This window comes from Pseudonocardia aurantiaca (assembly GCF_039526725.1).
Lineage (GTDB): Bacteria > Actinomycetota > Actinomycetes > Mycobacteriales > Pseudonocardiaceae > Pseudonocardia > Pseudonocardia aurantiaca.
On record NZ_BAAAJG010000025.1, the window covers coordinates 261,549 to 274,533 of the forward strand.

At 74.1% G+C, this 12,985-nt stretch carries 10 protein-coding genes and 1 pseudogene; 7 read left to right on the forward strand and 4 right to left on the reverse strand.

The window, feature by feature from the left end:
* Window positions 1-56: 56 nt before the first annotated feature.
* Window positions 57-1,949, reverse strand: a complete 1,893-nt coding sequence (locus tag ABD143_RS29885) for a glycogen debranching N-terminal domain-containing protein (protein WP_343984789.1) — start codon at window positions 1,947-1,949, stop codon at window positions 57-59.
* 107 nt (window positions 1,950-2,056) lie between these two features.
* Between ABD143_RS29885 and ABD143_RS29890 the strand changes: the two genes are divergently transcribed.
* Together ABD143_RS29890 and menD are read left to right on the forward strand one after the other, a co-directional pair.
* Entirely contained in the window at window positions 2,057-2,776 is a 720-nt protein-coding gene (locus ABD143_RS29890) for a PIG-L deacetylase family protein (RefSeq protein ID WP_343984790.1), read from the forward strand.
* A 24-nt stretch (window positions 2,777-2,800) separates the two neighbouring features.
* The gene (gene menD / locus ABD143_RS29895; RefSeq protein ID WP_343984791.1) at window positions 2,801-4,444 is read left to right on the forward strand and encodes a 2-succinyl-5-enolpyruvyl-6-hydroxy-3-cyclohexene-1-carboxylic-acid synthase; all 1,644 of its coding nucleotides are present in this window, start codon (window positions 2,801-2,803) and stop codon (window positions 4,442-4,444) included.
* Window positions 4,445-4,648: 204 nt separating this feature from the next.
* Here menD and ABD143_RS29900 read toward each other — a convergent pair whose 3' ends face one another.
* Window positions 4,649-5,887: an isochorismate synthase gene (locus tag ABD143_RS29900; RefSeq protein ID WP_343984792.1), complete on the reverse strand. Its 1,239-nt coding sequence runs from the start codon at window positions 5,885-5,887 to the stop codon at window positions 4,649-4,651.
* Between the two features lie 106 nt (window positions 5,888-5,993).
* Here ABD143_RS29900 and ABD143_RS29905 point away from each other — a divergent pair, with 106 nt between their 5' ends.
* Window positions 5,994-6,500, forward strand: coding sequence for a DUF3592 domain-containing protein (locus ABD143_RS29905; RefSeq protein ID WP_343984793.1), 507 nt, complete (start codon window positions 5,994-5,996; stop codon window positions 6,498-6,500).
* A gap of 18 nt (window positions 6,501-6,518) precedes the next feature.
* On the opposite strand, the gene ABD143_RS29910 is transcribed toward ABD143_RS29905, so the two are convergent.
* Both ABD143_RS29910 and ABD143_RS29915 read right to left on the reverse strand, forming a co-directional pair.
* Window positions 6,519-7,400, reverse strand: a complete 882-nt coding sequence (locus tag ABD143_RS29910; protein WP_343984794.1) for a DMT family transporter — start codon at window positions 7,398-7,400, stop codon at window positions 6,519-6,521.
* Window positions 7,401-7,465: 65 nt separating this feature from the next.
* On the reverse strand, window positions 7,466-8,296 hold the full coding sequence (locus ABD143_RS29915) for an inositol monophosphatase family protein (protein ID WP_343984795.1): 831 nt from the start codon (window positions 8,294-8,296) through the stop codon (window positions 7,466-7,468).
* A gap of 214 nt (window positions 8,297-8,510) precedes the next feature.
* On the opposite strand from ABD143_RS29915, the gene ABD143_RS29920 reads away from it, so the two are divergent.
* The 4 genes and pseudogenes from ABD143_RS29920 to ABD143_RS29935 all read left to right on the forward strand — a co-directional run bounded on the left by ABD143_RS29920 (window position 8,511) and on the right by ABD143_RS29935 (window position 12,870).
* The gene (locus ABD143_RS29920) at window positions 8,511-9,614 is read left to right on the forward strand and encodes a glycosyltransferase family 4 protein (RefSeq protein WP_343984796.1); all 1,104 of its coding nucleotides are present in this window, start codon (window positions 8,511-8,513) and stop codon (window positions 9,612-9,614) included.
* A 58-nt stretch (window positions 9,615-9,672) separates the two neighbouring features.
* The gene (locus ABD143_RS29925; RefSeq protein WP_343984797.1) at window positions 9,673-10,776 is read left to right on the forward strand and encodes a glycosyltransferase; all 1,104 of its coding nucleotides are present in this window, start codon (window positions 9,673-9,675) and stop codon (window positions 10,774-10,776) included.
* A gap of 22 nt (window positions 10,777-10,798) precedes the next feature.
* Window positions 10,799-11,488 (forward strand): demethylmenaquinone methyltransferase, encoded by a 690-nt coding sequence (locus ABD143_RS29930; protein ID WP_343984798.1) that lies wholly within the window; start codon window positions 10,799-10,801, stop codon window positions 11,486-11,488.
* Between the two features lie 89 nt (window positions 11,489-11,577).
* Window positions 11,578-12,870, forward strand: a pseudogene (locus ABD143_RS29935) (geranylgeranyl reductase family protein).
* The last annotated feature ends 115 nt before the right edge of the window (window positions 12,871-12,985 follow it).

Here is a 12,985-nt window from a genome sequence, read left to right on the forward strand (position 1 = left end):
CCCCCGCAAGGACCTGGGTGGGCCTATTCGGGGCCTATTCGGGGCCTATTCGGGGCCTATTCGGGTTGGGTCCAGGACGGCAGGTCGGCTCCGCTCAGGTAGCTCAGCACCGCCACCGCGCCTGCTGCCGCCCAGGCCTGCGGGCGGCAGGCGGTCGGGTAGCTGACGGTCTCGCCGTCGAACTCCGCGTACAGCTCGGGGAGCCGGTCGGCGAACTCGCCCGCCGCCGCCACGAGCCCCTCGCCGAGCGAGGTGGCCACGTCGTGGCGTCCGATCCCGGCGAGCCCGAGCACCGCGATCGCCGTGTCGTGCGGCCACACTGAACCGCAGTGGTAGCTCAGCGGGTCGTACCCGCCGCTCGTGCTGGACAGGGTGCGCAGGCCGTGGCCGCTGTCGAGGTCGGCATGCGCGAGCCGGTCGGCGACGAGGTCGGCCTCGGCGGCCGTGAGCATGCCGGTGGAGAGCAGGTGCGCCATGTTGGACGCGGGCCCGGTCACCGGGCGGTCGTGCCCGTCGAGAGCGATCGCGGGGTAGGGCCCGTCGACGTCGTCGATCCAGAACGCGGCCCGGAAGCGCTCGCCGAGGCGGTCGGCCCAGTCCCGCCACCTGGCCGCGCCGGGCCGCCCGAACGTCTCCAGAAGCGCCGCACCGCCCCTCGCAGCGGCGTAGGCGTAACCCTGCACCTCGCACAGGGCGAGCGGGCGGTCGGCGATCGTGCCGTCGGCCCAGCGCACCGCACCGGCTGAGTCCTTCCAGCCCTGGTTGGCCAGGCCGCCGCTGGAGGAACCGCGATAGGCCAGGAAGCCGCCGGCTCCCGCGGTGCGGCCCATCCACTCGAGCGCGGCCTCCAGGTTGGGCAGCAGCGCGGCCACCTCGTCGTGGGGCATTCCGGCGCGCCACGCGTCGTGCAGCAGGCAGCACCAGAGCGCGGTGGCGTCGATCGTGCCGTAGTAGCGCGGCGGCAGGTCGAGCCGGCCCGCGCGCAGCCCGCCGGGCCGGAACTCGTGGATGATCTTTCCGGGTTCCTCCTCGGACCGGCGGTCGTCCACGGTCCCCTGCCTGCGGGCGAGCGCGCGCAGCGTGCCCGCGGCCAGCTCGGTGGAGAGCGGGAGGAGCATGCGCGCCGACCACAGCGAGTCGCGACCGAACAGCGTGCAGAACCACGGGCTCCCAGCGGCGGCGAAGCGGTCGGCCGGGCGCAGCGGGTCGGCCAGCAGCAGGCCGTCGAGATCGGCGAGGCAGCGGTGCAGCAGTGCGGCGGGGTGGCCCGCATCGACCACGGGGACCTTCCACCGCATCGGCGCGGCCGGGCGGAAGTCCTCCGTCCCGGGCGGCGACGGCTCCAGCGTGAACCGGACCGACCACCGGCTGTCCGGCTCCAGACGCACCGGCCAGCTCAGCACGGCGTCGCGACCGTCGGCTCGGGCACCGGCGGCCACCGGCTCCGTGCGCAGGGCGGCGGTGAGCAGGCCGCGGGACCAACGCACCCCGCTTCCGTCGAGCTGGGGGGCGACCGTTTCCACGGGCACACCCGACTTGACCACAGGTGTGGCCTCGAGGTCGCTGCGGGCGCGCAGCTCAAGCTGTAGCGCGATCGCGGTGGCGCCGGTGTTGTGCAGCTCGACCTCCTCGACCGCGCGGCGGTCGCCGAGCCTGCGGTACCGGTGCACCCGCACGAGGGTGCTTGCGCCACGCAATTCGCTGACGAACCGCGCGCGGCCGGCGCCGTCGAGCTGTGAGTCGATGGCGTGCAGCTCGACGCCCTCGACGCCGATCTCGAGTCGGCTGCAGAACCGCGTGTCGCCCACGTACAGCCCCTGGGCGCCCTGCGGGCGGACCTGCCCGTCCGGGTCGGAGAGCAGCTCGGCCGGCGCGGCGAGCACCGTCAGCAGTCCGTCGAGGATCGTTTCGCCTGGTCGGTCCGTCGCGTGACGCGTACGGCGGCGCATCTGGAGCTCCTGGTCCGGGCACTCGCGTGCCCACGGTTGCAGTGCCGAACGAACCTACCCACCGCCGCCGGAGTGCTCGCAGGCACCAGGTGCGGCACCATCTCCGCATGATCGAGCCGTACGGCCCCGTCCCCGAGGACTTCGATCGAGCCCTCGCGGTCGTCGCCCACCCCGACGACCTCGAGTACGGCGGCGCAGCCGCGATCGCCCGCTGGACGGCGCAGGGCCGCAGCGTCGCCTACCTGCTCGTCACTCGCGGCGAGGCCGGTATCGACTCGATCCCACCCGCCCAGTGCGGGCCGCTGCGCGAGGCGGAGCAGCGCGCAGCGGCGGCCGAGGTGGGCGTCGACGTCGTGGAGTTCCTCGACCACCCCGACGGCCTGATCAGCTACGGCGTACCGCTGCGCCGGGACATCGCGGGCGCGATCCGCAGGCATCGGCCCGAGATCCTCATCACCGTGAACCACCGGGAGACCTGGGCGGGCGGCGAACTCAACATGGCCGACCACCGGGTGGTCGGCGAGGCGGCCATCGACGCCGTGCGCGACGCCGCAAACCGCTGGTTGTTCCCCGAGCTGGGTGAGCCGTGGTCCGGGGTGCGCCGGGTGGCCGTGATGGCCTCGCCGCGCAGCACACACGCCGTGGACACGACCGCGGTGTTCGACCGCGGGGTGGCCTCGCTCACCGCCCACCGCGCCTACCTCGCTGCGCTCGGCGGGGCGATGGCCGAGCCGGAGCAGTTCCTTCGGGGCATGGCGGAGGCCGACGGCGCGCGCCTGCCCGGCGCCCGGTTCGCTACGGCGTTCGAGCTGGTCGAGCTGAGCTGACCACGACTGCATAGGCTCCTCGGCGTGAATCCGTCGACGATGCAGGCGCGCGTCCTCGTCGACGAGCTGGTGCGCTGCGGGGTGACCGAGGCCGTGCTGTGCCCCGGCTCGCGAAACGCCCCGCTCTCGTTCGCGCTGCAGGCAGCCGACGCGGCCGGGCGGCTGCGGCTGCACGTGCGCATCGACGAGCGGACCGCCGGGTTCCTCGCGCTCGGCATGGCGGCGCGCTCCAGGCGTCCCGTTCCGGTGTGCACGACCTCGGGCACGGCGGTGGCGAACCTGCACCCCGCGGTGCTGGAGGCGTCGCACGCGGGGGTGCCGCTGCTCGTGCTCAGCGCCGACCGGCCGCCTGCCATGATCGGCACCGGGGCCAGCCAGACGATCGAGCAGTCCGGGTTGTTCGGCAGGGCCGTGCGGCTCGCGCTCGACGGGCCCGTCGGGTGCGGCCCCGCCGACAACGGCCGGTGGCGCACCCTGGTCGACCGGGCGTACGCGGCCGCAACCGGGGCGCTCGGCGGCGCGCCGGGGCCCGTGCAGGTCAACCTCCCGTTCGCCGAGCCGCTCGTGCCCGACGCCGACGGTCCCGTCCCGGAGGGGCGTCCTGGCGGCGGGCCGTGGACGTCCGTGCCGCCGGTGGAGCGCCGCGCGCCGGTGCTGCCGCTGGACCCGGCCGCCCCGACGCTGGTGATCGCCGGCCTCGGCGCTCCTGAGGACCTGCTCGACCTGCACGTCCCGGTGATCGCCGAGCCGTCGTCGGCCGCGTGGCCCGCCGGCCTGCGCACCGGCCCATGGCTGCTCGGTGCCCCGTCCGCTGCCGAGCTCAAGCCGGCGCAGGTGGTGGTCGCCGGGCGCCCGACCCTGCACCGGCCCGTGCAGCGCCTTCTCGCCGACCCGGACGTCGCCACGTATGTGCTGGCCGATCCGCAGGGTCGTCCCTGGACGGACGTGGCGGGCACGGTCCGGGCTGTCGGGGCGCTGCCGCCGCTCGTCCCCGACCCGGCCTGGACCAAGCGCTGGGTGGAGGCCGATGACGCGGCGGCGACCGCCCTGGACCGGGCCCTCGACGACCGCGCGGCACCCGGCGGGCTGCGCCTGGCGAGGTCGCTGCTCGCGGCGCTGCCCGGGGGCGCGCAGCTCGTGCTCGGCTCGTCCAACCCGGTGCGGGACGTTTCGCTCGCGGCCGCACCCCGGCCCGGGCTCACGATCCTCTCCAACCGCGGCGTCGCCGGCATCGACGGCACGGTCTCGTCGGCGCTCGGCGCCGCGCTCGTGCACGACGGCCCCGCCTACGCCCTGCTCGGCGACCTCACGCTGCTGCACGACACCACCGGCCTCGTGATCGGCCCGGACGAGCCCCGCCCCGACCTCACGATCGTGGTGCTCAACGACGGCGGCGGCGGGATCTTCGGGCTCCTGGAGCAGGGGGCGCCGGAGCACGCGGCGGCGTTCGAACGCGTCTTCGGCACCCCCCACGGGGTGGACCTGGCCGCGCTCTGCACCGCCACCGGAACTACCCACGTCGAGGTGGACGTGGCGGACGTGGCGGACGCGGTGGCGCCGAAGCCGGGCCTGAGGGTGGTGGAAGTACGCGCGGACCGGAGGGACCTACGCGAAGCCCACGCAACCCTGCGAGCGACGATCGACGAGGCAGTAGCAGCAGCCCGCTAGTGTCCCGCGCCGCAAGTCCACCACATATCTCGACGGCCCAGCTCCCCGCTGGGCGCACCGGCGCACGGCCCGAGTACGCCCGGTACGAGGACCGCGCCCCGGCACACCCAGCGGAAACCTGGATCCGCCGATATACGCACCGGACTTCCGGCGCGGGACACTGGCCGGACGGCACACAGCGTCGGTGGTGTGTGCAACGTGCGGTCAGTTGCCCGCTTCCAGGGCGTCGCGGACGGCGACCATCTTCGCGTCGGCCTCGCGGACCTCGCTGTCGGGATCGGAGTCGGCCACGATCCCGCAGCCGGCGAAGAGCCGGGCCACCGGGCCGTCGAGCTGGGCGCAGCGCAGGGCGATGCCCAGCTCGCCGTCGCCGTCGCCGTCCACCCAGCCGACGGGGCCCGCGTAGCGGCCGCGGTCCATGCCCTCCAGCTCGGCGATCAGGTCGAGTGCGGCATCGCGCGGGGTGCCACCCACCGCGGCGGTGGGGTGCACGGCCGCGGCGAGCTGCAGCAACGGGGCCGGGGCGGCCGGGTCGAGGGTGCCGCGCACGTCGCTCGCCAGATGCGAGACGTTGGGCAGCGCGATCACCGAAGGCGTCTCCGGCACGTGCAGCTCGGTGCACAACGGGCGCAGGGCGGCAGCCAGCGAGTCGACGGCCAGCGCATGCTCGTGGCGGTCCTTCGCCGAGCCGAGCAGCTGGCCGGGCAGGTCGTCGCCCTCGCCGGGCCAGATCGTGCCCGCGAGTACCCGTGACGACACGGTGCCGTCCGTGCGCCGGACCAGCAGCTCCGGGGTGGCGCCGACGAGCCCGTCGACGGAGTACGACCAGCACGTCGGGTAGCGGGTCACCAGGCCACCGAGCAGGAAGCGCGGGTCGAGCGGGGCGTCGCTGATGGCGAGCAGGTCGTGGGCGAGCGCAGCCTTGTCCAGCTCACCGGCCTGCATCCGCCGCACGGCCTCCGCGACGGCCAGGCGGTAGCGGCCGACCGGCAGGCGGCCGTCGGCGAAGCGGAGCGTGCCGGTCGGACGCACGGGGGTGACCGCCTGCACCGCGGACCGGCCGTCCCCGTCCGCGAACTCCGTGATCCACGAGATGCCGCCGCGGCGGCCGACCAGCACCCGCGGCACGACGAGCACCGAGCCGGGTGAGTCGTCGGTGAAGGTGAAGCTCGCGAACGCGACGGGGCCGGTGCCGGGCACCCCCACCTCGTCGCGGACGTCGAGGTGCTTCGCGAACGACCGCCACCACGCGTCGGCCTCGGCGAACCGCCCGGGACCCCTCGTGGCGATGCGCGCGACCTCCCCCCAGCCCACGAGGCCGTCCCCGTGACGCAGCCAGGCGAGTGGGTTGTGGTCGTCGGGCAGCAGGTCCACGAGCCGTCCGGGGACGTCGAGGAACCGGCTGCGCACGCCCAACCCGATGGGTAACGGGGCAGTCGTCACGAATCTGAGGGTAGGAGCCCCCGCGACGGAGTGCGCGCTCGGCCCGAGAAGCCTCCGACTCACCGTCCCGGCCACACCATCCTCCCGTCGCCTACGATTGACGGCCGTGACCACCGGCGCGGGAACCAGCGGAACGGGGACGCAGCGCACCCGGGCGGCCGATGAGCTGGCCTCGCTGCTGCTGCCCGTCGGTCGCGCCATCGTCAGGCGGCTGCCCGAGATCGTCGCTGGTGTCGCCGTGCTCGTCAGTGTGCTCGCGGTGCTGGCCGTCGCGGGGGCGACTTTCGACGACCGGGCGATCGCCGCCAATCCGGCCGTCAGCCAGGCCGAGGTGCTGGACGGCTCCACGTTCGTCCGCACGCTGGTGCGGTTCACGGTGGCCAGCGGCGAGGCCGTCGTGCCGGAGGGCGGCATCTTCTACCCGCGCGGCCTACAGGTCGGCCAGTCGGTGGCCGTCGAGTACGACGTGACCAACCCCGACCTGGTGCGAGTGGCCGGGCGCAGCGCCCTCGACGGGGTGTTGCCGCTGCTCGCCGGGGTGGCCGTGGTGTGGGCGGCGCTGCTCCCGCTGGCGATCTGGCTGCGCAGGCGCCGCGCCGCCGCGAAGAGCTAATCCCGCGACTCGCGCTCTCTAATCCCGCGACTCGCGGGGTGGGTGGGCCCGGCCTTCCGCGAGTCGCCGGATTTGTGCGCGCGAGTTGCGGGTGGCGAGTGCCACACCTAGCACCGCCAGCACCATCCCGCCCAGTGCGACCAGCCCGAGCGTCTCGCCGAACATGGCCCACGCCATCAGCGCCGTGACGCCGGGCACCAGGTAGAAGTAGCTCGTCACCTGCGTGGCCGCGCCCCGGCGCAGCATCAGGAACAGCAGTGAGATCCCACCGCCGGTGAGCACCAGCACCGACCAGGCGAGCGCGCCGACCAGCTCGGGCGTCCAGTCGAAGCGGAACGACTCGAAGGCCAGCGCGAACGGCAGCGTCACGACGATCGACGCGGCGAACTGCACGACCTGGCCGGTGCGCAGGTCGAAGTCCGGGCAGAACCGCTTCTGGTAGAGCGTGCCCGCCGTGATCGCGAGCAGGGCCATCGTCGTGAGGCCGAGCGTCAGCGGCGAAAGGCCCTCGGTGGTCAGCCGATTCGACACCACGAGCGCCACCCCGGCGAACCCGAGCAGCAGCCCGGTGACCTGGCGTCTCCCGAGGGGGTCGCCGAGCACTCCGGCGACCACCGCGGTGAGCACGGGCTGCAGGTTCACCACGAGCGCCGCGACCCCGGCCGGCATGCCGGCCGCGACGGCCGCCCAGACGCCGCCGAGGTATCCCGCCTGGATGCCGATCCCGGCGACCGCGATGTGCATCGCCTGCCGAGGCCTCGGCCACGACGCCCTGGCGAGGGCGGCGAGCGCGAGCATGAGTACTACCACGCCGGCGTAGCGCAGGATCAGGAAGCTCAGGGGCTCGGCGTACGGGGCGGCGTACTTGGCGACGACGAACCCGGACGCCCAGATCACCACGAACGCGAACGGCGCGGCCCGGACGGCCGATACGGATCTCGACGACGTGGTGGCGATACCGGACCCTAACCCGCAGTCCACCACCCCAGCACGTCGTCGAGGGCGCCCGGCACGGCAACGATCATGGTTCCGGTGGGTAGCGGGTCGGGGCGCCCCGCGCCGTCGACGACCAGCGCCCCTGCCTCGGCGGCCAGGCACGTGGCGCCGGCGACGTCCCACTCCTGGTAGCCCTCCAGCACCGCGGCGACCGCGTGCCCGAGCGCCACCTGCGTGATGGCGAGCGCCGACGACCCCAGCACCCGGATGCCGGTGTGACCGGCGGCGGCGCGGCGGGCGAAGCCGGCGGCGCGGCCTGGTGACAGCTCCGCGCACACCAGGCCCCCGGTGGACGCCCGGGGCGCGACCCGCACCGCCACGCCGTTCGCCCGCACCCCTCGACCGCGGGCGGCGGCGTAGATCTGTGCCCGGCTCGGGTCCGCGATCACCCCCACGACCGGCCCGGACGCGTCCACCAGCGCGAGACTGTAAGCGCACCACGGGAAGCCCGCGACGTAGTTGGCGGTGCCGTCGACCGGATCCACCACCCAGCGGTACGGGGCGCCCGCCGCGCCCGCGTCGGCGCCGAATTCCTCGCCGACCACCGGGATACCGGGGAACTCCGAGGCCAGCACGCGACGGGTGTGGCGTTCGAGGGTGTGGTCGGTGTCGGTGACCCAGTCGAACGGGCTCTCCTTGTGCGCGGCGCCGTCCTGGTGGTCGCGGCCCGCTGTCGCCGTGATCACCTCTGCTGCGTCGTTGGCCAGCCGCCCCGCCACCTCGAGGGCCCGGGACAGCAGGCCCGGCTCCACCGGGAGCGGCGGGGCCGCGGAAGCGGTGGGGTGCTGCTGGACGGTCATGCTCGCCGAGCGTCACCGGCTCCGGTGTCCCGGGTGGGTCCCTCAGGTGACGTGCTGTGGATCACTCGGCCAACTGTGCTGGCCGGAGGCGACCGACATGGGTTGTTGGCCGTGAGTTCGGGCCGTCGTCAGCGGCTGGTCCGACGGCCGCGCGACCGTGCGGACCGTGCGCGTCGCGATCGTCTCCGAGTGCTTCCTTCCTGTCATCAATGGTGTGACGAACTCGGTCCTGCGGGTGGTCGAGCATCTGTCCGAGGCCGGTCACGACGTGCTGGTGGTGGCGCCTGGCATGGACGGGCCCACGGAGTACGCCGGTGTTCCGGTCGTGCGGGTGCCCGCCGTGGACCTCCCTGTTGTCTCCTCGATGCCGGTCGGTGTGCCGAGCCGCCGGGTGCTGACCGCGCTGCGGGAGTTCCGGCCCGACGTCGTGCACCTCGCGGCGCCGTTCGTGGTCGGCTACCGCGGGCTGACCGCCGCGCGCCGGCTGGGCATCCCGACGGTGGCCGTCTACCAGACCGACGTCGCAGGCTTCGCCTCCTCGTACGGCCTCGGCCTCACGGCCAGGGCGGCGTGGCACTGGACGTGCCGGCTGCACACCCAGGCCGACCGGACGCTCGCCCCGTCGAGCTGGGCGACCTCCGCGCTGCGGGCGCGCGGGGTGCCGCGGGTGCACCAGTGGGCGCGTGGGGTGGACTCGCGCCGGTTCACCCCCTCCAAGCGGGACGCCGCGCTGCGCGCGGAGCTGGCCCCCGGCGGCGAGATGCTGGTCGGGTACGTGGGCAGGCTCGCGCCGGAGAAGCAGGTGGAACGGCTGGCGGCGCTGGCCGGGCTGCCGGGCACCCGGCTGGTGGTCGTCGGGTCGGGGCCGAGCGAAGAGCAGCTGCGCGAGACGCTGCCGAGCGCCGCCTTTCTCGGCTTCCGCGGCGGCGACGAGCTGGCGCGGATCTACGCCTCGCTGGACGTGTTCGTGCACACCGGCCCCTCCGAGACGTTCTGCCAGGCCGTGCAGGAGGCGCTCGCGTCGGGACTGCCGGTGGTCGCCCCCGACGCAGGCGGCCCGCGCGACCTCGTGCTGCCCGGCCGCACAGGGTTCCTGGTGCCGCCGCATCCGGAGGGAGCGAGCCCGGACGACCCGGTGTCCGTAGCTGCCGACGCCGATCTGCGGGCCGCCGTGCAGGCGCTCGCCGACCCCGGCGTCCGGGCCCGGTTCGGGCTGGCGGCGCGGCACTCCGTGCTACGCCGCACCTGGTCAACGGTGTGCGACGAGCTGGTGGGGCACTACGCAGGCGTCATCGCGGCAGCATCGGCGGCGGCCTGAGCACTTCTGGTGGATCAACGCCGTCAGGCGGAGATCCAGCAGGGAAGGAACAGTCAACGTGCGGATCGTCCAGCTGGCGAACTTCTACGGGCCCCGCTCCGGCGGGCTCCGCACTGCGCTGCACCACCTGGGGGCTGGCTACTCCGCTCGCGGGCACGAGGTCGTGCTCGTGGTGCCCGGCCCGCGCTCGGCGGACGAGGTGCTGCCCACCGGCAACCGCCGGATCACCGTGGCGGCGCCGCGCCTGCCTGCGACGGGCGGGTACCGGGCCGTGGACCCGTGGCGCGTGCAGCGGCTGCTGGAGCGTCTCCGGCCCGACGCCATCGAGGTGTCCGACCGGCTCACGCTGCGCGGGCTCGGGGCGTGGGCGGCGCGGCGCGGGGTGCCCAGCGTCGTGATCTCACACGAGCGGCTGGACCGGTTACTCGCGCAGTTCCTGCTGCCCGACCGGGCTGCCCGGCGCGTGGCCGACATGGCGAACGCCCGGATGGCAGCGGCCTACGACAGGGTCGTGTGCACCACCGGGTTCGCGAGGGCGGAGTTCGACCGGATCGGCGCTACCAACGTCACGCAGGTGCCGCTCGGGGTGGACCTGGCCACGTTCTCGCCGCTGCACCGCGACCGCGACCTGCGCGCCGAGCTCTCCGCGGGCGCCGACGCACTGCTCGTGCACTGCGGGCGCCTCTCGCCGGAGAAGCACCCCGAGCGCAGCATCGACACGGTGGCCGCGCTCCGCGAGGCGGGGCACCGAGTGCGGCTGGTGGTGGCGGGTGACGGACCGCGCCGGCCCGCTCTGGAGCGGCGGTCGGCCGGGTTGCCGGTGACGTTCGTGGGCTTCGTGCCCGATCGCACGCTGCTCGCGCGGCTGCTGGCCTCGGCGGACGTCTCGCTCGCCCCGGGCCCGCACGAGACGTTCGGGCTCTCCGCGCTGGAGGCGCTGGCCAGTGGCACGCCGGTGGTGGTCTCGGCGTCCTCGGCGCTGCCGGAGATCGTCGGCGGTTCCGGCGCGACGGCCCTCGACCGGCCCGAGGCGTTCGCGGCCGGGGTGACGACCCTGCTGGCTGCGGAGGAGGAGACCAGGCGGGCCGCGGCGCGGACGCGGGCCGAGCAGTTCAGCTGGCCGGCGTCGGTGGACCGGATGCTGCAGACGCTCACGGTCTGAGGTCCGCGTAGCGTTTCGCCCCGTGAGTCGCGCCGACCTGGACAAGGACCCGCACGACGTCGCCGCGATGTTCGACGGTGTCGCCCGCCGCTACGACCTCACCAACACCGTGCTCACCGCAGGGCAGGACCGGCGTTGGCGCCGCCTCACGCGGGAGGCGCTCGGGCTGCGCCCGGGCGAACGGGTGCTCGACCTCGCGGCGGGTACCGCGGTGTCGACTGTGGAGCTGAGCCGCTCGGGCGCATGGTGCGTGGCCGCCGACTTCTCGCTCGGCATGCTCCGCGCCGGTGCGCACCGGGACGTGCCGAAGGTGGCCGCCGACGCCCTGCACCTGCCGTTCCGCGACCGCTCCTTCGACGCGGTGACGATCTCGTTCGGCCTGCGCAACGTCGCCGACCCGGACGTGGCGCTGGCCGAGCTCGCCCGGGTCACGCGCCCAGGTGGGCGGCTCGTGGTCTGCGAGTTCGGGCGCCCCACGGTGGCGCCGTTCCGCGCCGCGTACTACACGGGGCTCGCCACCGTGCTGCCCGCGGTGGCGCGGCGGGTGTCGAGCAACCCGGAGGCCTACGCCTATCTCGGCGAGTCGATCAGGGACTGGTCGCCCCAGCCTGAGCTGGCCGTTCGCATCGGCAGGGCGGGCTGGGAGCGGGTGGCGTGGCGCGATCTCGCGCTCGGCGCCGTGGCGCTGCACCGGGCATTCCGGAAGTACTGACCGGAGTCAGGCAGGGAGGGGGCGCGCGCTGATGCGTCCGGATGCTTAGACTCATCACCGACTTCGTGAATCCGTTCACAAGGAGCCGCATGGCCGCGCCCGAACCCACCACAGGCGACGCCGACGTGATCATCGTCGGCGCCGGTCCCGCCGGATCGACGGCCGCCTCGTACCTGGCCAGGGCCGGTCTCGATGTCCTGCTGCTGGAGAAGTCCACGTTCCCGCGCCCCAAGGTGTGCGGCGACGGCTTCACCCCGCGCGGCATGAAGCAGCTGATCGACCTCGGGATCGACTGCTCCGAGGAGAACGGCTGGCTGCACAACAAGGGCCTGCGGGTGGTCGGCGGCGGCGTCACCCTCGAACTGTAGTGGCCGACGCTCGCCAGCTTCCCGAACTTCGGGGCGGTCCGGCCGCGGCAGGACTTCGACGAGCTGCTCGTGCGGCACGCGGAGAAGGCGGGCGCCCGCCTGCAGGAGGACACCACCGTCACCGACGCCGTCACCGACGAGCGCACGGGCCGGGTGGTCGGGGTCCGGGGCACGGTCGGCAAGGGCAAGGACAAGCGCCCGGTCAGCTACCGTGCGCCGCTCACCATCGCCTGCGACGGCGTGAGTGCGCGCCTCGCCCTGTCCCTGGGCATGGGCAAGCGGGACGACCGGCCGATGGGCGTCGCGGTGCGCCGCTACTACACCTCGCCGCGCACGCACGACGACTACCTCGAGAGCCACCTGGAGCTGTGGGACCGCTCCGACCCGGCCGGCCCCAAGCTGCTGCCCGGGTACGGCTGGATCTTCGGGATGGGCGACGGCACCTCCAACGTGGGGCTGGGGATCCTGTCCACCAGCAAGGCCTACGGCAACACCGACTACCGCGCGCTGCTCAAGTCGTGGCTCGACGGCACGCCGGAGGAGTGGGGCTACCGCGACGAGAATGCGATCGGCACGGTCGGCGGCGCCGCGCTGCCGATGGGCTTCAACCGCACCCCGCACTACCGCCCCGGTCTGCTGCTCGTCGGCGACGCGGGCGGGATGGTCAACCCCTTCAACGGTGAGGGGATCGCGTACGCGATGGAGTCGGCGGCCATCGCGGCCCGCTGCGCGGTGCAGGCGCACGCCCGCACGGGAGCGTCCCGCGAGGCGGCGCTGGCCGGCTACCCGACGGCGATGAGCGAGGCGCTGGGCGGCTACTACCGCATCGGCAACCTGTTCTCGAAGCTGATCGGCAACCCGACGATCATGGGGATGGCCACGAAGTACGGGCTGCCGCGCACCACGCTGATGCGGTTCATCCTCAAGCTGCTCGCCAACTTGTACGACCCGAAGGACGGCCGCGCGAGCGACCGGGTGATCACCGCGATGACCAGGCTCGCGCCCAGCTTGTGATGACGCTCATGCCACCGATGCAGTAAGGCTCACCTGGCTCCGGCCCCCCTGCAGGGCCGACCTAGGGTGCCCGACCGGATTCAGTACAGCTCAGACGACTTGCTCGGAACGACAA